Consider the following 20,975-nt stretch of genomic DNA (forward strand, 5'->3'; position numbering starts at 1 on the left):
ATTGCGCCCAAACTCCCCAGAAATGCTGCATCGGCAGCGACTAACAAGGAATAGAGACATGTTTGCCAAGACCATCATGACTGTCGCCCTCCTCGGCCTCGCCGCTCCCGTCATGGCTCAGGGCGTCAACGCGGGCAAAGCCCAGCTTGCTGCCGAACTGGGTGTCGATGCGACGCAGTTCAGCACCAATGAACTGATCCAGCTTCACGATGCGAAACGCAACAACGACACCGAGCGCATGGAACTCATCCTCAACCATGACGCCAGCGTGACGCGCGGCGCGCAGAACCCGACGGCGATCGTGGTGCCGGACTACGCGAACGACTGATCCTGTTATAATCGACTGAGCAAAGCCGGCCATCCACGGATGCGCCGGCTTTGTGTTGACATCGCGGCCTCCAACCCGTATCGGTCGCGCAATTCCGGGAGCATTGTGTCTTCCGGTCCCCTGCAAAGGCCGGGGATCGCCATCCGTCAGCGCGTTGCGCCCACGGGTGCCGTTGTCGTTTTGGAATACCCGGTCACAGCCGGAAACTGGTCCGAGGAGGATCGCGCATGTTCGAGAACCTGTCCGAACGCCTTGGCGGCGTCTTCGAGCGGCTCACCCGTCAGGGCGCGCTGACCGAGGAGGACGTGGCGACCGCGCTCCGCGAGGTCCGCGTGGCCCTGCTGGAGGCAGACGTCTCGCTTCCCGTCGCGCGGGATTTCGTCAAGGCAGTCCAGCAGAAGGCCGCGGGACAGCATGTCACGAAATCTGTCTCTCCGGGGCAGCAGGTCGTCAAGATCGTCCATGACGAGCTTGTAAATGTGCTCAAGGGCGAGGGCGATCCCGGCTCGCTGAAGATCGACAACCCGCCCGCCCCGATCCTGATGGTGGGCCTTCAGGGGTCGGGCAAGACCACCACGACCGCCAAGATCGCCAGACGGCTGAAGGACAGGAACGGCAAGCGCGTCCTGCTCGCCTCCCTCGACACCAACCGGCCCGCGGCCATGGAGCAACTTGCGATCCTCGGCCAGCAGATCGGTGTGGACACGCTCCCCATCGTCAAGGGCGAAACCGCGGTGCAGATCGCGAAGCGGGCGAAGACGCAGGCATCGCTCGGCGGCTATGACGTCTATATCCTCGACACGGCCGGACGGCTGCACATCGACGAAGTGTTGATGGACGAAGTCCAGGCCGTCCGCGATGTGGCGCAGCCCCGTGAAACGCTGCTTGTGGTCGATGGACTGACGGGCCAGGACGCGGTGAATGTCGCCACCGAATTCGACGGCAAGGTCGGCATCACCGGCGTGGTGCTTACCCGGATGGATGGCGACGGGCGGGGTGGTGCTGCCCTTTCCATGCGCGCCGTTACCGGCAAGCCCATCCGCTTCGTCGGTCTCGGCGAGAAGATGGATGCGCTGGAAACCTTCGACGCCGATCGCGTCGCGGGCCGCATCCTCGGCATGGGCGATATCGTCGCTCTGGTCGAAAAGGCGCAGGAGACGTTCGAGGCCGAACAGGCCGAACGGATGATGAAGCGCTTCCAGAAGGGTCAGTTCAACATGAACGACCTGCGGATGCAGCTTGACCAGATGCTCAAGATGGGCGGCATGCAGGGCATGATGTCCATGATGCCGGGCATGGGCAAGATGTCCAAGCAGATGGAGGAAGCGGGCGTCGACGACCGGATGATCCGCCGTCAGATCGCCCTGATCCAGTCCATGACCAAGCGGGAGCGCGCCAACCCTGACCTGCTTCAGGCCAGCCGCAAGAAGCGTATCGCCGCGGGCGCCGGCATGGATGTCTCTGACCTCAACAAACTTCTCAAGATGCATCGGCAGACCGCTGACGTCATGAAGAAAATGGGCAAGATGGGCAAAGGCGGCATGCTCAAGCAGGCCATGAAGATGTTCGGCAAGGGCGACCCGGAGGCGCTGGCCAAGGGCATGGATCCGGCCGCACTGAAAGCTCTTCAGAACCAGATGCCCGCTGCGCCGGGCATGCCGAGGGGGCTGACACTGCCTGCCGGCCTCTCGGGGATCGGTAAGAAGAAATGAAGTTCTTCGCGCGTCATGGAGGCATGGCCATACCACCGGTTCTCCGCACGGAGCGGCTGGTGCTGCGCGGCCTCGATGCGCGCGATGTGGAGAATTTCTCCGCCTTCTTCGCCAGTGACCGCTCCCGCTTCGTCGGCGGACCGCTTGATGCCGAGGATGCCTGGAAAGTACTGGCGCGGGTCATCGGCCACTGGACGCTCCGCGGCTACGGCAGCTTTGCAATCACCCTGACAGGGGCGGAGGACAACGCCGTCGGCATGGCTGGCCCGTGGTTCCCGGAAGGCTGGCCGGAGGCGGAGATCGGCTGGATGCTGTGGGATCCGGCGCTGGAGGGCAAGGGCTATGCCCGCGAAGCCGTCGAGGCGACGCGCGACTGGGCCTATCGCACGCTCGGCTGGACGACGGCTGTCAGCTATATCAGCCCGGAAAACGCCCGCTCGCTCCGCCTTGCCGAACGGCTGGGCGCACAGCCGGATCCGAGCGTCATCCTCCGCGACGCAGACCCCTGCATCGCCTATCGCCACCCAGCACCGGAGCGCCTGCAATGACCGACGCGACGGCCCGTGCGGCCGAACTTCTCCGCAATCATCGCGACTCCATCGACCGGCTGGACGCGATCCTGGTCTACACGCTGGCGGAGCGGTTCAAACACACCCAGGCGGTCGGGCGGCTGAAGGCGGAGCATGCTCTTCCCCCCTCCGATCCGGTGCGGGAATCCCGGCAGATCGAGCGGCTGGAATGGCTCGCCGGCGAAGCCGACCTCGACCCGGAGTTCGCCCGCTCCTTCCTCAATTTCATCATCTCGGAAGTGATCCGTCACCACGAGAAGCTGCAAACCGCCAAGTGACGCCCTGCGCACAAGGCACAGACAACGGATGGCGGGGCAACCCGCCGAACAGCCAGATACAGGAGACATGACATGGCTATGAAGATCCGCCTCGCCCGTGGGGGCTCCAAGAAACGTCCGTATTACGCGATTGTCGCCTCCGACAGCCGCATGCCGCGCGACGGCCGCTTCATCGAGAAACTCGGCACCTATCACCCGATGCTGCCGAAGGATTCCGAAGACCGCGTGAAGATGGACATGGAGCGCGTCACCTACTGGCTGGGCCAGGGCGCGCAACCGACCGACCGCGTTGCCCGCTTCCTCGAAGCCGCTGGCCACCGCGAGAAGTCGGTCCGCAACAACCCGAAAGCCGCGCAACCCGGCAAGAAGGCCACGGAGCGCGCGAAGGAGCGTGCCGCGAAAGCCGAAGCCGCGGCCGAGTGAGCCAGCAGCCGGTTTTCCCCGCAGGGGAAAGCCGGAGCATCTCCCGTGTGTGCCCGGAAGGGCGCACACTCCGCATTCCTAGCAGGCCGGGATAAACGCATGAGCGACAGGATTTGCGTGGGTGCGATCGCCGGCGCCTTCGGCGTCCGGGGTGAGGTGCGGCTGAAGAGCTATACCTCAGACCCCTCTGACATCACCCTCTATGCCCCCCCTCTGGACCGAGGACGGAAAGCGCAGCTTTTCCGTCACGATCACGCGCGCAATCCCGAACGGCCTCGCCGCGCGCCTCTCCGGCATCTCCACCAAGGAGGAGGCGGATGCGATGAAGGGGGTGGAGCTGTTCACCGATCGGGACCGGCTGCCCTCCCTCCCCGACGACGAATTCTACCATACCGACCTGATCGGCCTCACTGTCGTCGATACCGGCGGTACAGAGCTTGGCCGGGTGCGCGCGATCTACAACCATGGTGCGGGGGACATCCTTGAGGTAGCGGGGCCGCGTCTGATGCTCCTGCCCTTTACCCGTGCCGTCGTTCCCACGGTGGACCTTGCCGCTGGCCGGATCGTCGTCGATCCGCCGGAGGATGCCGGATGAGCGACGCGCCCCCCAAATCCCACGGCCGCCTCGCCATCTCTGCCTCCGTCCAGCCGCGAGAACTGATGAGCGGCAGCCCCCGCCTGAAGGGCGCATGGACAGCGCGGATCATTACGCTCTTTCCGAATGCCTTTCCCGGCACACTGGGGCTCTCCCTTACCGGGAAGGCACTGGATATGGGCCTCTGGGCGCTGGAGACCATCGACCTGCGTCCCTTCGGCGAGGGGCGTCACCGCAATGTGGACGACACGCCCGCCGGCGGCGGCGCGGGCATGGTGCTCCGGGCAGACGTGGTATCGAAGGCGCTGGATCAGGCAGCCATCGGCGCGCCAAGGGATCGGGCACGTTGGCCGGTCGTCTATCTCTCCCCCCGCGGCCGTCCCTTCGATCAGGCGACCGCGCGTCGGTTTTCCGAAGCCGACGGCATCACCCTTCTCTGCGGCCGTTTCGAGGGGGTGGATGAGCGTGTCCTCGAACACTACGGGGTGGAGGAGGTCAGCCTTGGCGATTTCGTCCTTACGGGCGGTGAGATCGCTGCTCAGGCCTTGATCGATGCGACCGTTCGGCTTATACCCCGCGTGCTCGGGAATCAGCAGTCCACCGAAGAGGAATCCTTTTCGGATGGACTTCTTGAACATCCGCAGTACACGAAGCCCCCTGTCTGGGAAGGCCGCGCGATACCCGACATTCTCCTGTCGGGCAATCATGCGAAGATTGCCGCCTGGCGCAGGGACATGGCCGAAAGGCTGACCAAGGAACGCAGACCCGATCTCTGGCGGGCTCACCTCACGCGGATGGCGGACAAGCCTGACGCCAAGGGCGGGGACCCGATGGAAGACCGAGAGCTCTCGGGCGGCACTCACCAACGCGGAAAAACCGCGGAACCAGGAGATACGCGATGAATCTTCTCGCGCAGATCGAGGCCGAACATATCGAGAGCCTCGGAAAGACCATTCCGGATTTCAAGGCTGGCGACACCGTGCGCGTCGGCTTCAAGGTGACGGAAGGCACGCGCTCGCGCGTCCAGAACTACGAAGGCGTCGTCATCTCCCGCAAGGGCGGCGGTGTCTCGGCGTCGTTCACCGTCCGCAAGATTTCCTTCGGCGAAGGTGTCGAGCGCGTCTTCCCGCTCTACTCGACCAACATCGAGTCGATCGAAGTGGTGCGCCGCGGCCGTGTCCGCCGGGCGAAACTCTACTACCTCCGTGACCGTCGCGGCAAATCCGCGCGTATCGCGGAAGTCACCAACTACAAACCCAAAGCCTGAGGATCGTCGCGATGAAAAAGGGCATTCACCCCGAATATCACCTCATCGACGTCAAGATGACCGATGGTACCGTCTTCCAGACCCGGTCCACCTGGGGCAAGGAAGGCGATCAGATGGCTCTGGACATCGACCCGCTCGCCCACCCGGCCTGGACCGGCGGCTCCGCCAAGCTGATGGACACCGGCGGGCGCGTGTCCAAGTTCAAGAACAAATACGCCGGTCTCGGCTTCTGAGATTTGCGATCTGCCTGACAATCGGCGCGCCGCGGTCCCCCGTGGGCGCGCCGTTTCCATTTGCGGATGGTTGCGTTTCCCGCCTGGATGACCTTTCGTACTCCCCAAACCGGGAGCCCTGATCGGCGGGGGAGGTCCATCACTTGCCATTCCGTACAGATACCGTCGCGCAATTCGTCGCGGAAATCGACACCTTGCCGCTGATCCTCGATGTCATCTGTCAGGTGAGCGGCATGGGGTTTGCCGCCGTGACCTATGTTTCCGGGGAACGCTGGATCGTTTGTCGCGCGCGGGATGAGGCGGGTTTCGGCATTGCGACCGGCATGGAAATTAGGCTGGACCCGCTGTCCTCAGACGCGGAAGAAGTGTGCCACCCCATCATCATCGAGCGGATGGAGCCGAGCGATACCCGTCACCGCCCGGCGTTCGACGGCGTGGAAAGCTATGTTTCCTACCCGATCATGCTGCCCGATGGCAGGTTCTTCGGAACGCTCTGTGCCATGGATCGGCACGCCCGTCCGCTGCATACCACGGCTATTCAAGGCGCGTTTTCCCTCTTCGCCGAGCTTATAGCCTTTCACCTTTCCGAGCGGGACAAGCTCAAGGTGGCGGAGGACAGCCTCCGTCAGCAACAGGAGATCAATGCCTTCCGCGAGCAATTCATCGCAATTCTCGGCCATGACCTCCGCAATCCCCTTGCCTCGCTTTCCGCGGGAATGCGGATGCTTCGGCGCAATCTTCCGGCGGACAAGGCGGCGGAACTGATGGCCCTGATGGAGGGCAGCGTCGTCCGTATGTCGCGAATGCTGGACGATGTGACGGACTTCACCCGGTCGCGGCTTGGGGAGGGCATGATGCTTGACCTGCAGCCTGTACGGATCGACGTGGTGATGATGCAGACGCTGGATGAACTGCGGCTGGCACACCCAGAGCGCAGCTTCGATGTCGCGGTGGCGGAGGCGAAGGTTACCTGCGATGCCCGCCGCATGGGGCAGCTGCTGTCAAACCTTCTCGCCAACGCCATTCTTCATGGAAACATGGAAACGCCGATCGGTCTTAGCGGGATCGAGGAGGCCGGAGCCTACCGGATCTCGGTGACCAACGGCGGAGACCCGATATCCGACGCCCTCATGACGCAGATCTTTGAGCCGTTTTTCCGACGCCACCGGAATTCGAGCCGGGAAGGTTTCGGGCTGGGCCTGCACATCGCGCGCGAGATCGCCCGAGCGCATGGCAGCGATATTGACGTAAACAGCCGGGCTGGAATGACCAGTTTCTCCTTCCGGCTACCGATTTAGTCGCCGAGCACCAGAATGTCGGTCGGGCGGATGCCCAGCCGGACCACCGCGCCGATTTCCGGCGGCGGGGAGTCCGACATGTTGAACGTGTCAAAGGCGACCGGCGTGCCCGCCACATCCGCCCGCATGCGAATGACCGAGCCGAGGAAATGCACCTCCCGCACCGTGGCCGGCAGGGTGACGCGCCCTTCCCCGCCGCCAAGCTTCAGCATTTCCGGGCGGAGCGCCAATGTGACCCGGCCCGTGGGAAGCACGCGACCCAGCGTGACCCGCTCCTCCCCCAGCCGCACGGTACCGGTTGCCGGCTCTTCCACTTCCGCCTCGAACGTGTTGAGCGTGCCGACGAAAGAGGCGACGAAGCGGGTCGCTGGCCGATTGTAGATCTCGAACGGCTGGGCCACCTGCTCTGCGCGGCCCTGGTTCATCACCACCACGCGGTCAGACATGGAGAGGGCCTCCTCCTGATCGTGGGTGACATAAATGGTGGTTATACCCAGCCTGCGCTGAATCGCGCGGATTTCCTCGCGGAGCGAGATGCGGATCTTTGCGTCCAGCGCGGAGAGCGGCTCGTCCAGCAAGAGCACCTGCGGCTGAACCGCCAGCGCTCGGGCCAACGCCACGCGTTGCTGTTGCCCTCCGGAAAGCTGGAACGGATATCGCGCACCGAAATCGGCGAGACCCACGATCCCCAGCATCTCCTTTACCCTTGTCCGCCGCGTCGTGCGGTCCACCCCGGCCACGCGCATCCCGAATTCCACGTTCTGATCCACGGTGAGGTTGGGAAACAGCGCATAGCTTTGAAACACCATGCCGATGTTGCGTTGGTTGGGCTTCAGCCCCGTCACCTCCCGGCCGTCGATGCGGATGGAGCCTGATGTCGGCGTCTCGAATCCCGCGATCATCCGTAGCGTCGTGGTCTTTCCGCAGCCGGAGGGACCGAGGAAGGAAACGAATTCCCCCTTCGCCACGGTCAGGTTAAAATCCTTCACCACGCGGGTCGTGCCGAAGGCTTTTTCGATATGGACGAGGTCAAGAAAGGCCATGTCAGCGTTTGATCCGGGTATGCCGTGAGAAGCGGGTGACGAGCTGGATGAGCCCCATACAGGCCCATGTGATGCCAAAGGCGATAACGGCGAGCGCCGCCGGCTCATAGGCGCGGTTGGCGCCCAGAAGCTGCATGTAGGGCCCGAAGGCCGGGCGGTTCAACAGGGCCGCCAGCACGAACTCCCCGATGACGATGGCAAAGGTGAGGAAGGCGCCGGAGAGCACGGCCACCAGCACATTGGGCAGGATGACCCGCCAGAGAATCGTGATCCAACCCGCCCCGAGCGACTGGGCAGCCTCCGTCAGCGTGGCGACGTCGATGGACCGCAGTCCGGTATCGACGGCGCGATACATGTAGGGGAGAGCCAGAACCGTATAGCCCATGAGCAGCAGGAAATTCGTCCCCGTCAGCGATCCCGTCAGCGGAAGGAGCGAGGAGGTATTGTAAAGCCGGATATAGCCGAAGACGACGACAATGGGCGGAATGACCAGCGGCAGAAGCGTCACGAACTCCACCACGGGGCGCAGACGCGGCAGCTTCAGCCGCACCCAGTAGGCGGTCGGCACGACGATCAGAACACCCATGAGAATGGTGCAGAACGCCATCACCGTAGAGTAGAGAAACGTCTGCTGAAAACGCGGATCGGAGAGGACGACTTCGTAGGCCCGGAACGAATACCGCCCCCGCTCCATCCTCAGCGAGAACTCGACGGTCGCGATCAGCGGCACGAAGAAGTAGAGCAGCCCGACGATGAGCGCGAGCCAGGACCACAGCCGCGTCATTTCTGCCACCTCTCGGCCCGCACGCGCAGGACCATATAGATGAGATTAGCGATACCCGTGATCACAATCATGCCGAACGCCAAAGCGTAGCCGAGATGCGGATCCTGCAGCACATCCCCCCTGATCTGCGCGAACAACAGGATCGGGACGATGGAGAGCGAGGAGCCGGTCAGCGCATAGGCTGTCGCCACCGCGCCGAAGGCATTGGCGAACAGCAGCGCGAACGTGCCGAGCAGCGACGGCCACAGGATCGGGAATGCCACGATGCGCCAGTATTGCCAGCCGGTCGCACCGAGGATGGAAGCGGCCTCCCGCCACTCCTTCTTCAGCCCGTCAAGGGCCGGTGTGATGATGAGGATCATCAGCGGGATCTGAAAGAACAGGTAGGTGAGCGTCAGCCCCCAGAAGCTCAGCAGGTTGAAGCCGAGCGCATAGAGGTTCACGCCGAACCATTCCCGCAGGAACACGGTGACCAGCCCGAGCCGGCCCAGCGTCGCCAGAAAAGCAAAGGCCAGCGGCACACCCGCGAAGTTGGAGGCCACCCCGGAGAATGTCAGGACCGGCCCACGAAGCCAGCCCGGCAGATCCCCCATCGTCAAGGCCGCGGCGATGCCGAACCCGATCACGCAGCCCAGAAACGCCGAGGCAAGGCTCACCCGGATAGAAATCCAGTAGGAGGCGACGATCGACGGCTGCGAGAGGTTCTTCAGGTTGTCGAGCGTGAAGGCCCCGTTGCTGTCGCGAAACGCCCCGAGCACGATGTTCAGCGTCGGCAACAGCAGAAACAGCAGGGCGAACAAGAAGAACGGCACGACACCAACCCAGAGAAGGGCGGGACGCGCGCGTTCGGCGGGCAGAGCGGGGCTGTCGGAGGCGGAGGCCATGGGTCTGTGGAAAGCGGGACCGGAGCGGCCGGTCCCGCCTACCCTGTTACTGGACGTTCGCGCCGACGACGCTGTCCCAGCCAGCGGTGACGGCCGCCTTGTTCGCCTCCTGCTCCTCCAACGACGGGAAGACCGCCTTCTCATAGGCGGCTGCAGGGGGCAGCGCGTCCATCATCTCCTTCGGGATCACCCCGCGGGAGGCGAGATCGTTGAACCGGATCGGGTGGCAGTAACCCTTGAGCCAGCCAAGCTGACCCTCATCGGAATAGAGATACTCCATCCACAGCTTGGCGGCGTTCGGATGCGGCGCATAGGCGGAGATCGCCTGCACATACACCCCCGCGAGAACGCCGGATGCGGGCACGACGACCTCCACCGGGGGGTTGCCGTTCAGCGTGTCGCGGGCGGAGAGCGCGTTGTAATCCCAGTAGATGACGATGGGCGTCGCTCCCTGGGCCAGCGTTCCTGCCTTGCCGATCACCGGGACGAAGTTCCCGGCCTTGTTCATCTCGGCGAAGTAGTTCAGCCCGGCCTTGCCCGCCGCCTCTCCGGCTTCGGCACCCGTGGCCATGCCAGCCGCAAGCACTGCCAGAATCGCCTGGTTGGAGGCGCGCGGATCCCCCGCCAGCGCGACCGAATTGGCGTAGTCGGACTTCAGCAGGTCCGACCAGTCCTTCGGCACTTCGTCGATCAGGTCTTTGTTCACCATGAAGGAAAGCACGCCGTAGTAATCACCGTACCAGTAGCCGTCCGCATCCTTGGCTGCCTCCGGGATCGTCTCCCAGCTGGAAACCTTGTAGGGCATGATCAGCCCTTCTTCCTTCGCCTGCGGGCCGAAGGAGAATCCCACGTCGATGACATCGGGCGCCTGCGGGCCCTTGTTGTCCTTGTTGGCGCGGATCGCTTCGAGCTCATCGGCGGAGCCTGCGTCCGGGTTCAGTTCGTTGATGGTCAGGAAGGGATATTTGGCCTTGAAGCCGGCGATCACCTCGCCGTAGCCGCACCAGTCATGCGGCAGGGCGATGGTGGTCAGCATGCCCTCCTTCTTCGCCCCCTCGATGAGCGCGTCGAGTGACTGCGCCGAAGCGGCAACAGGGCCAAGAATCGCAGCAACCGCCGTGGCGGCGATCAGAGCGTGTCGGAACATGAATAAACTCCCTATCGGGGCGCAATTCGCGCCAATCCCTTCTTGGCCCCGGATCCCGGCGCGGAATCAGGTAAGCCGCAAAAGCCGCGCAACGCAATAAGCGGGTTGAGTGACACCCCGATGACAGGCAGAGTTCATTGGAAATGCCTGATATCGCGGCATTTCAGAAGTCCACCGTCACGCCTGGAAGATTCAGTTCCTTCATCAGATCGCGCAACTCCTGCCGCGCGGCGATATTGGACATGTTGAGGTTCTCAACCCCCACGTCCTTGAGATCCAGCAGGGTCAACCCGCGCGGGAACAGTTCCCGGAAGATCACGCGTTCGGAAAAGCCAGGAGCCACACGAAAGCCGATGCGGCGTGACAGCTGGTCCAGCGCCTCGCCCACCTTCTTCTTGTTGTGCATCTGCTGGGCGCCAAGTCGGTTGCGCACCACAAGCCAGTCGATGGGCCGCAGCCGCGCGGCGGAACGCGCCTGCCGCGCAGCCCAGACCATTTCCGCGTAGATCGACGGGCCTGTAACCTTTCCGGTATCGGGATCCGTCCGGGCCAGCAGGTCGAAATCCACGAAACTGTCGTTGAGCGGCGTGATGAGCGTGTCGGCCATGGAATGGGCCAGCTGGCTCAACCGGGTGTGGGAGCCAGGACAGTCGATGAGGATGAAATCCGAAACCGGCTCAAGCTCCGCCAGGGCGCTGGAGATCGCCCAGTCGGCATGGTCCTGCCCCTCCGGCGGCTGGTCAGAGGGGAGCATCCGGTAGGTCGGCGTTGGAAGATCTATTCCCGAGCGCCGCACGAAAGCCGCGCGATTTTCCACATAGCGTCCGAAGCTCCGCTGCCGGAGGTCAAGGTCCAAAGCGCCGACGCGATGGCCCATCCGGGTAAGAGCAGTGGCCACATGCATGCAGGTCGTGGACTTGCCGGAGCCGCCTTTTTCGTTTCCGACAATGATGAAATGCGCCACGCCCGCTTCCCGTCCTGTCGCGCTCACCCTGGCGCGAAGCGACTATAGGAGGGCGGTTTCGTTATGAAAAGCGGGTGAGCCACTCTCTCAGGACCGTGGCCGCGCTGCATCATTTCGCGCGGTCCATCTCATCTCCGCCGCGACGGCAGTGGTTTGGCCGAGTCCCGGAACGCCTCCCATGGATCGCTGGAAAGGTGCTCTGCTATGTTCAGCACGGTGAAATCCTGCGGGCCGATTTCGGGGAGCACCTCCCATGGTACCGGCATCGAAACCGCGGCCCCCGGGCGCGCACGGGTGGAATAAGGGGCAACCGCCGTCATCCCACGCTGATTGCGCAGGTAATCGACCAGGATCCGGCCCTTGCGCTTGGCCTTGCTGATCGTCGCCACGAAATGGTCCGGCTCGTCCGCGGCCATCGCTTCCGCAAGAGACTTGGTGAAGGATTTCACACTGGGCCATGTCGCTTTCGGCGTCAGCGGCGCGACCACGTGCAGCCCCTTGCCACCGGAGGTCTTGACGAAGGCCGCAAGCCCCGCGTCCTCCAGCCGCTCACGCACCTTGCCCGCCGCGCTCACGATATCGGGCCAGGTAATGCCCTCTCCGGGGTCGAGGTCCATGACGATCATGTCAGGCTTCTCCCAGCTCTGCAGCGTCGAGCCCCAGGGGTGAATCTCGAGGACGGCGGACTGCACGAGTGCGATCAGCCCATCGAGATCGTCGATCGCGACAAAGGGGTCTTCCGGGGCCTTGGGATCTTTTACCTGACGGACCTGCTCCGGGATGCCGCGCCATGCGTGCTTCTGAAAGAAACTCGGCCCCTCTATTCCCTCCGGGCACCGCAGCAGTGCCAGCGCGCGACCGGTGACGAAGGGGGCGATCCGCGGCCAGACCCGCGTGTAGTAATCGGCCAGATCCGCTTTCGTCACACCCTCTGCCGGCCAATAGATTCGGTCGGGATGGGTGAGTTCTACATTCTCGGGACGTTCCACGGCTTCTTCCTCCCGCACGATGTCTCCCGCAGGTTTATCCTCCCGCAGCCCGCGAAACGACGCGTGGCGCAGGCGCCCGTCCGATGTCCATGCCCGGAACTCGACTTCCGCGACAAGCTCGGGTCGGACATGCTGAAGCCCACGCCGCGCGGTTGAATCCAGCCGCGTACTGAAGGGGTTGTCGCGCGTTTCCAGATCTGTCAGGCGGGACCAGAGGTCATGGGCCACCTCCGCCGTAAACCCCGTCCCAACGCGCCCGACATAGCGCAGCGTCCCCGCTTCCTGCACTCCCAAGGCCAGCGAACCAATGGCCTGCGGCGTGGCGGTGGACTGGGTGAACCCGCCGATCACGAATTCCTGACGAAGCGCGCATTTCGCCTTCAGCCAGTCCCGCCCGCGCCCCGATACATAGGCGGATGCACTCCGCTTGGAGATGATCCCCTCCAGGCTAAGCCCGCACGCATGGGCAAGCACATCTGCACCGGCATCGTCGAAATGCGCGCTGAACCGAACCGCGCCCTGACCCGGAATGAGGCGCTCCAGCGCCGCCTTCCTGTCCACCAGAGGCAGGGAGCGCAGGCCATAGCCGTCCAGATGCAGAAGGTCGAAAGCATAGTAGACGAACCTGTCTGCCCGCCCGGCCGACAAATCGGCCTGCAGGGCCCCGAAATCCGAGGCCCCGGAGGGCTTCTCCACCACCAATTCACCGTCGATGAGCGCCGCGCGGGCGTCCAACCCTTCCAGCGCCTCCGTCAGCGGCCCGGCAAACCGCTCCGTCCAGTCCAGCCCGCTCCGCGTGAGCAGGCGCACGTTCCCCTTCTCCAATCGGGCCAACAGCCGATAGCCGTCGAACTTGATCTCGTGCAGCCAGTCCCCGCTGGACGGAGGGTGCCTTGCAAGTGTCGCAAGCATGGGTTCGATGAAATCCGGCAGCTTTTCCCGCTCACCCTGCTCGGCCTTTGTCGTGCGCACCCGGGTGATCGGTCTATCTGCGGTGTTTTCCGATTTGTCCTGCCGGGTCTCGGTCGCGCCAGCCTCGCGCGGCGCGGCTGTTTTCTTCGCCTTGCCGGCGACGCCGCCTTGTGAAGCCTTTGTGGGCGCGCGCGCCCCCTTGCCCACCTCCTCCACCGTCCGGCCGCTTGCAACGGAACGCGGCTCCTCCTTCAGGATGTCTCCCGCCTCCCTCGCCTCATCGTCCTCCGCCTTGATGAGCAGCCAGTTGACCCGCTTCTCGCCCCGTCTGGGTTTCATGCGGATGAGATGCCAGCGACCTCGCAACTTCTCCCCGTCCAGTTCGAATTCCAGATGGCCCTTCTTCAAACCGGCATGCGGGTCGAAATCCGGCCGCCAATGCCCCTTGTCCCAGACGATGACGCTGCCTCCGCCGTATTGACCCTTCGGGATGGTGCCCTCGAACGTCGCGTAATCGAGCGGGTGATCCTCCACCTCGACCGCCAAGCGCTTCTCCGCCGGGTCAAGGCTCGGTCCGCGCGTCACGGCCCAGCTTTTCAGGACACCGTCAAGCTCGAGCCGCAGATCGTAATGCAATCGCCGCGCGTCGTGCTTCTGGATGACGTAAAGGCCACCTTCACCTGCCAGGGCCTTGCCCTGAGGCTCGGCGGTCCGGCTGAAATCCCGCTTGGCATTGTATGTTTCCAGCGCCATCCGTCAGGCGCTCTTCTTCTGTGCGGGCTTCTTGGACGATTTTCTGGGAGCGGCTTTCGGCTTGGGTTTTCCACCCGCGCTGAGGCGAAGTGCTTCCATCAGGCTGACCACCTTCTCCTCCTTCCGGGGCTTGGGTTTGGGCAACGCGCGCCCCGCGATCTTGGCCTGCACCAGCGCTGCCAGAGCGGCATCGTAATGGTCCTCGAACTTTTCCGGATCGAACGCGCCGCGCTTCGTCTCGATGATGTGTTTCGCGAGATCCAGCATTTCGCCGCCTATGTCATAATCTCCAATGGTGTCAAAGGCATCTGCGGCGCTTCTCACCTCATAGTCGAATTTGAGCGTATGAGCAACGAGGCCACCGTCATGCGGTCGGATGAGCAAGGCCCGCTCCTTGCGGAACAGGACGGCATCGGCAATCGCTGCTGCCGACTCCCGCACCAGGCCGGCATGGATCAGCCCATATGCCGCGCGCGCGCCGCTATCCGCCGGTGTCAGGTAATAGGGTTTGTCGAAATATTCCGTTTCAATCGCGTCGCAGGCCAGAAACCCGGAAACATCCAGCGTCTTGTCCGACTTCGGGACCGCGCTCGCCACCTCCTCCGGGTCGAGCAGGATGTAGCGGTTCTCCTCCGTCCGATATCCCTTGACCTGATCCTCCCGCGGAACGGGCTTGCCAGTCTCCTCATCCACCATTTCGCGCCGGACCCGGTCGCCGGTCTTGCGATTGATGATATGGAAAGACATACGCTCCGCTGTGGAGGCCGCCGCGTGAAGCGCCACGGGACACACCAGCTCATCTATCTTCAGAAAGCCCTTCCAAAGCGCGCGCGGTGCCATGGGCCTCTCCCGCCGAAATGATCCCGCCCAACGCTGCGACGACCCCGTTCGTTCCCCGTAGTCGGCATTTGGCGAAAGCGCCTTCTCCGCCGCTTGCCCGAACCGACCGCGAGCGTTTAGACTGCGCCAGACAGCACTCAGCGGGCGGCCATGCACCGGCATATATCTCAGTTTGCCCTCAGCTTCTCCGGTCTCGGTGTGCTGCTGGGAACCCTGTTTCTCGCGGCCTCCTTCGCTCCCAGTCTCATCCCGCGAAATCCTGTTTTCCAAGGCGTGCTGACCGGCATGTCCGCGGCGCTGGGATACGGGTTCGGTGTGTTCCTCCGCTGGCTCTGGGACTATCTTGAGCTTCCGACGAACCGGACCGGCTGGGATGTGCTGGCGCTCAAGATCGCGGCGAGCGTCGCCTGCGGCGGGATTGCGCTCTTTTTCCTCTGGAACGCTTCCGAATGGCAGAATTCCATCCGCCTGCTCATGGGCCTCTCCCCGGTGGAGACGTCGCGGCCCTATACGGTGGGTTGTATCGCGTTGGCGGTCTTCCTCATCCTCGTGCTCATCGGTCGGCTTTTCGCTCTGATGATCCGGTGGGTGTCGGGCTATCTCAGCAGTCATGTGCCCCGGCGGGTGTCGAACATCCTGGCGCTGGTGGTGGTCTCCGCGATCTTCTGGATGATCGGCAACGGTGTGCTCGTCAGTCAGGCGGTTGGCGCGCTGGACGCCTCCTACCGGCAGTTCGACACGCTGGTGGAAGACGGGATCCGCCCGCCGGAGGAACCGGGCAAGACAGGCAGCCCCGCCTCTCTCATCGCGTGGAAGACGCTGGGCCGTGCGGGGCGGGAGGTCATCACGTCACCACCGACGCAAGGGGATATCGCTGCATTCACGGGCCGTCCGGCGCTGGAACCCATACGCGTCTATGTCGGGGTCGCCTCCGCCGAGACGGTGCGGGAGCGGGCGCAGCTCGCGCTTGAGGAGCTGATCCGCGTGGGCGGCTTTGAACGTTCCGTTCTGGTCATCGCGACGCCGACGGGCACCGGCTGGCTGGATCCGGCCAGCCAGCGATCGCTGGAGTATCTCGAAAACGGCGATGTCGCGACGGTCACCGTTCAGTATTCGCACCTGCCAAGCTGGCTCGCGCTGCTGGTGGATCCGGATATCGGCGATGAAACCGCGCGCGCCGTATTCGACCTGATCTACGACTACTGGCACCGCCTGCCGCGCGATGCCCGCCCCCGGCTTTACCTGCATGGCCTGAGCCTCGGCGCGTTGAACTCAGACCTTTCGGCCAATCTCCTGACGGTGATCGACGATCCGTTTCAGGGTGCATTCTGGGCCGGTCCGCCCTTCCAGACCCCCACGTGGCGGCAGATGACGAACGACCGCAACCCGGGAAGTCCCGCCTGGCTGCCAAGGGTCGGGGAAGGCGCGCTCGTGCGGTTCACCAACCAGACGAACCATCTTAACGAAGCGACGGCACCATGGGGGCTGATCCGCATCATCTACCTTCAGTATGCGTCCGATCCGATTACCTTTTTCAGCCCCTCCTATGCCTATACTTCTCCCGAATGGCTTGCCGATCGGGGGCCGGACGTGTCGCCAAAGCTCCGCTGGTATCCGATCGTGACGTTCCTGCAGCTCGTGCTGGACATGATGACGGCGACCACCACGCCCATGGGCTACGGGCATGTCTATGCGCCGGAGCATTACGTGGATGGCTGGGTCGCGCTGACGGAGCCCCCTGGCTGGACCGCACCGGACATCGACAGGCTCAAGCGGAAACTGGCGGCGGAGTTGCGAAACAAACCTGTTCCCGCCGGGCCGTGACGATCCGCGCGCGACGCTAATCCGCCATTAACCCGCCCGTGGCAGAGTGAGGTCTTCCAGCCTGTAGGAGATCCGATGTCCGCTGCCGCCCTCGCCATTTCTCCCGTTCCACCCGCCCCTGCACGCAAATCCCTCTCCGGGCCGCAGAAAGCCGCGATCATGGTGCGGCTCCTTCTGGCGGAAGGGGCGGAGGTACCCCTTTCCAGCCTGCCCGTCGGAATGCAGGAATCCCTTACGCGGGAGCTCGCGCGGCTCCGGCTTGTGGACAGGGAGACGCTGGTCTCGGTGATCGAGGAGTTCGTGGCGGAGCTGGAGGCCGTGGGTCTCGCCTTTCCCGGTGGGCTGGAGGGGGCGTTGAACCTGCTGTCGGATCAACTCAGCACACCCGCCATTACCCGTCTTCGCCGCCTTGCGCGAACCGGCGAGGTAAACGATCCCTGGGATCTCGTGCTGGCCCAGGCGGACGAGCCGCTGCTGGCGCTGCTGGAGCGCGAGAGCGCGGAGGTCGGCGCAGTGCTCATCTCGAAGCTGCCCACGGGGCGGGCCGCTACCCTGCTCGGCAAGCTGCCGGGTGATCGCGCGCGGCGGCTGGCCTATTCCATGTCCCTGACGGGAGGGATTGCGCCAGAAATGGTTGCTCGCATCGGGATCACGCTCGCGGGACCGATCGAAGCCCAGGCCCGCGCCGCCTTCGACGAAGGTCCGGTCGAGCGGATCGGGGCCATCCTGAATTCCTCCGGCAACGAGATGCGGGAGGATGTGCTGAAGGGGCTGGAGGAGGAGGACGCGGAGCTTGCCGGGCGGGTCAGGCGCGCGATCTTCACCTATGCCGACATTCCAGAGCGTATCGAGCCGCGGGATATCGCCCGGATTGTCCGAGGGATGGATCAGACCGAACTACTCCTCGCACTCGCTGGAACGCGTAAGCCAGAAGCCGCTGCCTCCACCTTCATTCTGAAAAACATTTCCCAGCGCCTTGCCGCAGGATTGGCCGAGGAAATCGCGCTCCTCCCAGAGAGCGCGCTGAAACAAAGCGAAAAGGCGCAGAATGCGGTGGTCACCCGCATCCGCGACCTTATTTCATCGGGAGAGCTGACCTTCCGTGCCAGCGAAGTCTGACGAAAGGCGTGTCAGGGGCAAAGCCAGATGAGGCACATCGGCTCGGCAACCCCCGTCACTTCGCCCGCGACCATACCTGACTGCGGCAGAGGATCAGCACACAGCCCGAAACGGTCAGCTTGTCCCCCGCCATCGTCATTTTGGATGCATAGGTCTTGCCGCGATCCGGAGCAAAGATCTGGCCGTTCTCATAGCGACCGCCGCCCGCCGGCTGCATGTCCCAGACAATCCGCTTCCCGATCCGGTCGGAGGGCACCGATTTGCCATCCGCCCCGAATGCCTCGGTAAGCGTGCCACAAAGCCTGTCGCCGCAAGGCGCGATCTCTACCCGTCCGAAATGGCCATTGTCATCCGGCTGGGTGAGCCATGCGCCTTGCGCCGGATCCGCGGCGAAGGCTGCCCCGCCTGTCATCAGGCACAGGCCGATTACCGCAAGGCCGGCGCGCCAGTTCGCACAACGGCCTCCCAGCGGGGACTTGCCAGCAAGCGATGCTCGCGGGTTTCCGCCAAAAGCACCCGATCCCGCCCCACCATGGTGAGCTTTTTCCATCATCATCCTCCCTCTCCTCCGGCGGAATGCTGCCACGACTTCAGAACCGCGCAAGCCTGAACGTCGGGTCAAGGGCACGAGGCCGTTTTCAGGGGCACAGCCTTCGCCTCTTCCCGTCAGGGTGGCTTCCAGCTATCAGGCGGGCGGAGTTTCTCGAAAGGGCGCAGATGATCCTTTATCCGGCGATTGATCTCAAGGACGGGCAATGTGTGCGCCTCTACAAGGGTGCGATGGAGCAGGCGACGGTCTTTTCCGACGATCCGGCCGCACAGGCGCGGGCCTTTGTCGCCGCTGGGTGCGAATGGCTGCATCTGGTCGATCTCAACGGTGCCTTTGCAGGCCATCCGGTCAACGCCGAGGCGGTGGAATCGATACTGGCAGCGGTTGACGTTCCCGCGCAGCTCGGCGGCGGTATCCGCGACATGGCCACCATCGAGCGCTGGCTGGATCGCGGGCTCGCGCGCGTGATCCTCGGGACCGTGGCCGTCGAGAATCCTGAGCTTGTGCGCGAAGCGGCACGGGCGTTTCCGGGCAAGGTTGCCGTGGGGATCGACGCACGCGGCGGCCGGGTTGCGACCCGTGGCTGGGCGGAGGAGACGGAGGTCCAGGCCACCGATCTCGCCCGCTCGTTTGAGGATGCGGGCGTAGCCGCGATCATTTACACCGACATCGACCGCGACGGGGCGATGCAGGGGCCGAATGTCGCTGCCACTGCCGCGCTGGCGCTGGCGGTTTCGATCCCGGTGATCGCTTCGGGCGGCGTCTCCTCCATCGCCGATCTCATCGCTCTGAAAGGCTCCGGGGCGCCGCTGAATGGCGCAATCTCCGGTCGTGCGCTTTACGACGGCGCCATTGATCTTGGCGCGGCGCTGGCCGCGCTCAAGGACTGATCAGAGGGGGGTTAGCGCCCCCTCGCCCACGACGGTCGTCCATTGGCGTACGGTCCAGCCCTTCACCAGGCCGCCCACCACATAGGGATCGGTTCTGGCGAAACTCTCGACAACGTCCCGCGAGGGGGCGCGAAAGATGATGACCGCACCGGGCGGTTCATCCGCAAAGGCGCCGCCCAGGGCCAGCTCTCCCCGCGCCACGGCTGCGCGCGCATGGGCCAGATGATCCGCCCGCAGCGCTTCCCGTCGCTCCAGATAATCATCCACGTAGTCATAGATCAAAAGCCAGTGCATCACATGCTCCCTTTGCGGGGCAGCATCGCAAGCTGCGCGCATCTCCGCAACCGGGCCTTTCCCCAGTTTGCGCTTCCCGCTGCAGCCGCCCATTGGCCCGGACGCGGCTTTGCGCTAAGACGCGCGGGGAAGGATTTCAAGCATGCTCAAGACCCGCATCATCCCCTGTCTGGACGTGGCCGACGGCCGCGTGGTGAAGGGCGTCAACTTCGTCGATCTGGTGGATGCGGGCGATCCCGTCGCCGCGGCAGAAGCCTATGACGCGGCGGGCGCGGATGAGCTGTGCTTTCTCGACATCCACGCGACGCATGAAAACCGCGGTACGATGTATGACCTCGTGACCCGGACGGCGGAGCGATGCTTCATGCCCCTCACGGTGGGCGGTGGTGTGCGGACGTCCGCGGATGTACGCGCGCTGCTGCTGGCGGGTGCGGACAAGGTGTCGTTCAACTCCGCCGCAGTGGCCGACCCGGACGTGGTGGCGCGCGCGGCGGACCATTTCGGCAGCCAGTGCATCGTGGTCGCCATCGACGCCAAGACGGTGGAACCGGGCCGCTGGGAGATCTTCACCCATGGCGGCCGCAGGTCCACGGGCATCGACGCCGTGGAGTTTGCCCGCACGGTGGCCGAACGCGGAGCGGGTGAGATTCTGCTTACCTCGATGGACCGGGATGGGACGCGCTCGGGCTTCAACCTGCCGCTGACCCGCGCCGTGGCCGATGCCGTCTCCATCCCCGTGATCGCCTCCGGCGGTGTCGGCACGCTCGACCATCTGGTGGAAGGGGTAACGGAAGGCCATGCCTCCGCGGTGCTCGCCGCCTCGATCTTCCACTTCGGCACCTACACGATCCGCGAGGCCAAGGAGCACATGGCCGCCGCCGGTATTCCGATGAGGCTCGCATGACCGCGCTCGAACGTCTGGCCGCCACCGTGGAGGCCCGCAAGGGGGCCGATCCCGAAAGCTCGTGGACGGCGAAGCTCCTCTCCCGCGGGCCGGAGAAATGTGCGGAGAAATTCGGCGAGGAAGCGGTGGAGGCCATCATCGAGGCCGTGCGCGGTGACCGCGAGCGGCTCGCATCGGAGGCAGCGGATGTCCTCTATCACATGCTTGTCATGCTGACCGCCCGCGATGTGCCGCTCTCCGCCGTCATGGCCGAGCTGGAACGGCGCGAAGGCACTTCCGGCATCGCCGAGAAGGCCGCCCGTCCCCGGTAGCACCCGGGCGAAAAGTTGCATTCGGCCCGGCCTCGGTCCATATAGCCGTCAAACCCAAGCGGAG

23 protein-coding genes and 1 pseudogene are annotated in these 20,975 nt (G+C 64.3%); 15 read left to right on the forward strand and 9 right to left on the reverse strand.

Features of this window, described 5'->3' with window-relative positions:
• Positions 1 to 58 precede the first annotated feature (58 nt).
• The 10 genes and pseudogenes from CN97_RS14290 to CN97_RS14335 all read left to right on the forward strand — a co-directional run bounded on the left by CN97_RS14290 (position 59) and on the right by CN97_RS14335 (position 6,703).
• Positions 59 to 328, forward strand: a complete 270-nt coding sequence (locus CN97_RS14290; protein ID WP_035712805.1) for a hypothetical protein — start codon at positions 59 to 61, stop codon at positions 326 to 328.
• A 227-nt stretch (positions 329 to 555) separates the two neighbouring features.
• Positions 556 to 2,040 carry a signal recognition particle protein gene (gene ffh / locus CN97_RS14295; protein ID WP_035712807.1) on the forward strand — a complete coding sequence of 495 codons (1,485 nt, stop codon included), beginning with the start codon at positions 556 to 558 and terminating at the stop codon, positions 2,038 to 2,040.
• A 23-nt stretch (positions 2,041 to 2,063) separates the two neighbouring features.
• Positions 2,064 to 2,588 (forward strand): GNAT family N-acetyltransferase, encoded by a 525-nt coding sequence (locus tag CN97_RS14300; RefSeq protein ID WP_035712951.1) that lies wholly within the window; start codon positions 2,064 to 2,066, stop codon positions 2,586 to 2,588.
• Positions 2,585 to 2,887, forward strand: a complete 303-nt coding sequence (locus CN97_RS14305; protein WP_035712810.1) for a chorismate mutase — start codon at positions 2,585 to 2,587, stop codon at positions 2,885 to 2,887. Before CN97_RS14300 ends, CN97_RS14305 begins: the two co-directional genes overlap by 4 nt.
• 72 nt (positions 2,888 to 2,959) lie before the next feature.
• Positions 2,960 to 3,310: a 30S ribosomal protein S16 gene (gene rpsP / locus CN97_RS14310; RefSeq protein WP_035712812.1), complete on the forward strand. Its 351-nt coding sequence runs from the start codon at positions 2,960 to 2,962 to the stop codon at positions 3,308 to 3,310.
• A 99-nt stretch (positions 3,311 to 3,409) separates the two neighbouring features.
• Positions 3,410 to 3,905: pseudogene (gene rimM / locus CN97_RS14315) on the forward strand (ribosome maturation factor RimM).
• The gene (trmD, locus tag CN97_RS14320; RefSeq protein ID WP_035712814.1) at positions 3,902 to 4,807 is read left to right on the forward strand and encodes a tRNA (guanosine(37)-N1)-methyltransferase TrmD; all 906 of its coding nucleotides are present in this window, start codon (positions 3,902 to 3,904) and stop codon (positions 4,805 to 4,807) included. The pseudogene rimM and the gene trmD overlap by 4 nt, the downstream one beginning before the upstream one ends.
• A complete protein-coding gene (gene rplS, locus CN97_RS14325) occupies positions 4,804 to 5,172 on the forward strand; it encodes a 50S ribosomal protein L19 (protein WP_035712817.1) in 369 nt (122 codons plus the stop codon). Before trmD ends, rplS begins: the two co-directional genes overlap by 4 nt.
• An 11-nt stretch (positions 5,173 to 5,183) precedes the next feature.
• Positions 5,184 to 5,405 carry a 50S ribosomal protein L31 gene (gene rpmE / locus CN97_RS14330; RefSeq protein WP_035712819.1) on the forward strand — a complete coding sequence of 74 codons (222 nt, stop codon included), beginning with the start codon at positions 5,184 to 5,186 and terminating at the stop codon, positions 5,403 to 5,405.
• 143 nt (positions 5,406 to 5,548) lie between these two features.
• On the forward strand, positions 5,549 to 6,703 hold the full coding sequence (locus CN97_RS14335) for a sensor histidine kinase (RefSeq protein ID WP_035712821.1): 1,155 nt from the start codon (positions 5,549 to 5,551) through the stop codon (positions 6,701 to 6,703).
• On the opposite strand, the gene CN97_RS14340 is transcribed toward CN97_RS14335, so the two are convergent.
• From CN97_RS14340 to ku, 7 genes are all read right to left on the reverse strand, one after another.
• Entirely contained in the window at positions 6,700 to 7,746 is a 1,047-nt protein-coding gene (locus tag CN97_RS14340) for an ABC transporter ATP-binding protein (RefSeq protein ID WP_035712822.1), read from the reverse strand. The two genes, CN97_RS14335 and CN97_RS14340, sit on opposite strands and share 4 nt — an antisense overlap.
• A gap of 1 nt (position 7,747) precedes the next feature.
• Positions 7,748 to 8,530, reverse strand: a complete 783-nt coding sequence (locus CN97_RS14345) for an ABC transporter permease (RefSeq protein WP_035712824.1) — start codon at positions 8,528 to 8,530, stop codon at positions 7,748 to 7,750.
• A complete protein-coding gene (locus CN97_RS14350) occupies positions 8,527 to 9,414 on the reverse strand; it encodes an ABC transporter permease (protein WP_051911269.1) in 888 nt (295 codons plus the stop codon). Before CN97_RS14350 ends, CN97_RS14345 begins: the two co-directional genes overlap by 4 nt.
• A gap of 46 nt (positions 9,415 to 9,460) precedes the next feature.
• Positions 9,461 to 10,561 (reverse strand): ABC transporter substrate-binding protein, encoded by a 1,101-nt coding sequence (locus CN97_RS14355; protein ID WP_051911270.1) that lies wholly within the window; start codon positions 10,559 to 10,561, stop codon positions 9,461 to 9,463.
• A gap of 163 nt (positions 10,562 to 10,724) precedes the next feature.
• Positions 10,725 to 11,525, reverse strand: coding sequence for a division plane positioning ATPase MipZ (locus CN97_RS14360; protein WP_035712825.1), 801 nt, complete (start codon positions 11,523 to 11,525; stop codon positions 10,725 to 10,727).
• A 128-nt stretch (positions 11,526 to 11,653) separates the two neighbouring features.
• Positions 11,654 to 14,179: a DNA ligase D gene (gene ligD / locus CN97_RS14365; protein WP_035712826.1), complete on the reverse strand. Its 2,526-nt coding sequence runs from the start codon at positions 14,177 to 14,179 to the stop codon at positions 11,654 to 11,656.
• Between the two features lie 3 nt (positions 14,180 to 14,182).
• Positions 14,183 to 15,019, reverse strand: a complete 837-nt coding sequence (ku, locus tag CN97_RS14370) for a non-homologous end joining protein Ku (RefSeq protein ID WP_035712827.1) — start codon at positions 15,017 to 15,019, stop codon at positions 14,183 to 14,185.
• A 150-nt stretch (positions 15,020 to 15,169) separates the two neighbouring features.
• Here ku and CN97_RS14375 point away from each other — a divergent pair, with 150 nt between their 5' ends.
• Positions 15,170 to 16,843: an alpha/beta hydrolase gene (locus CN97_RS14375; RefSeq protein WP_051911271.1), complete on the forward strand. Its 1,674-nt coding sequence runs from the start codon at positions 15,170 to 15,172 to the stop codon at positions 16,841 to 16,843.
• Between the two features lie 75 nt (positions 16,844 to 16,918).
• Entirely contained in the window at positions 16,919 to 17,962 is a 1,044-nt protein-coding gene (locus CN97_RS14380; protein WP_035712828.1) for a FliG C-terminal domain-containing protein, read from the forward strand.
• Positions 17,963 to 18,017: 55 nt separating this feature from the next.
• Here CN97_RS14380 and CN97_RS14385 read toward each other — a convergent pair whose 3' ends face one another.
• Positions 18,018 to 18,512: a DUF2147 domain-containing protein gene (locus CN97_RS14385; protein ID WP_248700099.1), complete on the reverse strand. Its 495-nt coding sequence runs from the start codon at positions 18,510 to 18,512 to the stop codon at positions 18,018 to 18,020.
• Positions 18,513 to 18,679: 167 nt separating this feature from the next.
• On the opposite strand from CN97_RS14385, the gene hisA reads away from it, so the two are divergent.
• On the forward strand, positions 18,680 to 19,402 hold the full coding sequence (gene hisA, locus CN97_RS14390; RefSeq protein WP_035712829.1) for a 1-(5-phosphoribosyl)-5-[(5-phosphoribosylamino)methylideneamino]imidazole-4-carboxamide isomerase: 723 nt from the start codon (positions 18,680 to 18,682) through the stop codon (positions 19,400 to 19,402).
• On the opposite strand, the gene CN97_RS14395 is transcribed toward hisA, so the two are convergent.
• The gene (locus tag CN97_RS14395) at positions 19,403 to 19,696 is read right to left on the reverse strand and encodes a YciI-like protein (protein WP_035712959.1); all 294 of its coding nucleotides are present in this window, start codon (positions 19,694 to 19,696) and stop codon (positions 19,403 to 19,405) included. It abuts the gene before it with no gap.
• 142 nt (positions 19,697 to 19,838) lie between these two features.
• Here CN97_RS14395 and hisF point away from each other — a divergent pair, with 142 nt between their 5' ends.
• Positions 19,839 to 20,600, forward strand: coding sequence for an imidazole glycerol phosphate synthase subunit HisF (gene hisF / locus CN97_RS14400; RefSeq protein WP_035712831.1), 762 nt, complete (start codon positions 19,839 to 19,841; stop codon positions 20,598 to 20,600).
• Positions 20,597 to 20,911: a phosphoribosyl-ATP diphosphatase gene (locus tag CN97_RS14405; protein WP_035712832.1), complete on the forward strand. Its 315-nt coding sequence runs from the start codon at positions 20,597 to 20,599 to the stop codon at positions 20,909 to 20,911. Before hisF ends, CN97_RS14405 begins: the two co-directional genes overlap by 4 nt.
• Positions 20,912 to 20,975 lie beyond the last annotated feature (64 nt).

Source organism: Haematobacter massiliensis, from assembly GCF_000740795.1.
Classification (GTDB): Bacteria; Pseudomonadota; Alphaproteobacteria; order Rhodobacterales; family Rhodobacteraceae; genus Haematobacter; species Haematobacter massiliensis.

Coding starts and splice junctions, on each gene's coding strand:
- CN97_RS14290 (WP_035712805.1), top strand. CDS start 59: ATGTTTGCCAAGACCATCATGACTGTCGCCCTCCTCGGCCTCGCCGCT.
- ffh (WP_035712807.1), top strand. CDS start 556: ATGTTCGAGAACCTGTCCGAACGCCTTGGCGGCGTCTTCGAGCGGCTC.
- CN97_RS14300 (WP_035712951.1), top strand. CDS start 2,064: ATGGCCATACCACCGGTTCTCCGCACGGAGCGGCTGGTGCTGCGCGGC.
- CN97_RS14305 (WP_035712810.1), top strand. CDS start 2,585: ATGACCGACGCGACGGCCCGTGCGGCCGAACTTCTCCGCAATCATCGC.
- rpsP (WP_035712812.1), top strand. CDS start 2,960: ATGGCTATGAAGATCCGCCTCGCCCGTGGGGGCTCCAAGAAACGTCCG.
- trmD (WP_035712814.1), top strand. CDS start 3,902: ATGAGCGACGCGCCCCCCAAATCCCACGGCCGCCTCGCCATCTCTGCC.
- rplS (WP_035712817.1), top strand. CDS start 4,804: ATGAATCTTCTCGCGCAGATCGAGGCCGAACATATCGAGAGCCTCGGA.
- rpmE (WP_035712819.1), top strand. CDS start 5,184: ATGAAAAAGGGCATTCACCCCGAATATCACCTCATCGACGTCAAGATG.
- CN97_RS14340 (WP_035712822.1), bottom strand. CDS start 7,746: ATGGCCTTTCTTGACCTCGTCCATATCGAAAAAGCCTTCGGCACGACC.
- CN97_RS14345 (WP_035712824.1), bottom strand. CDS start 8,530: ATGACGCGGCTGTGGTCCTGGCTCGCGCTCATCGTCGGGCTGCTCTAC.
- CN97_RS14350 (WP_051911269.1), bottom strand. CDS start 9,414: ATGGCCTCCGCCTCCGACAGCCCCGCTCTGCCCGCCGAACGCGCGCGT.
- CN97_RS14355 (WP_051911270.1), bottom strand. CDS start 10,561: ATGTTCCGACACGCTCTGATCGCCGCCACGGCGGTTGCTGCGATTCTT.
- ligD (WP_035712826.1), bottom strand. CDS start 14,179: ATGGCGCTGGAAACATACAATGCCAAGCGGGATTTCAGCCGGACCGCC.
- ku (WP_035712827.1), bottom strand. CDS start 15,019: ATGGCACCGCGCGCGCTTTGGAAGGGCTTTCTGAAGATAGATGAGCTG.
- CN97_RS14375 (WP_051911271.1), top strand. CDS start 15,170: ATGCACCGGCATATATCTCAGTTTGCCCTCAGCTTCTCCGGTCTCGGT.
- CN97_RS14380 (WP_035712828.1), top strand. CDS start 16,919: ATGTCCGCTGCCGCCCTCGCCATTTCTCCCGTTCCACCCGCCCCTGCA.
- CN97_RS14385 (WP_248700099.1), bottom strand. CDS start 18,512: ATGGAAAAAGCTCACCATGGTGGGGCGGGATCGGGTGCTTTTGGCGGA.
- hisA (WP_035712829.1), top strand. CDS start 18,680: ATGATCCTTTATCCGGCGATTGATCTCAAGGACGGGCAATGTGTGCGC.
- CN97_RS14395 (WP_035712959.1), bottom strand. CDS start 19,696: ATGCACTGGCTTTTGATCTATGACTACGTGGATGATTATCTGGAGCGA.
- hisF (WP_035712831.1), top strand. CDS start 19,839: ATGCTCAAGACCCGCATCATCCCCTGTCTGGACGTGGCCGACGGCCGC.
- CN97_RS14405 (WP_035712832.1), top strand. CDS start 20,597: ATGACCGCGCTCGAACGTCTGGCCGCCACCGTGGAGGCCCGCAAGGGG.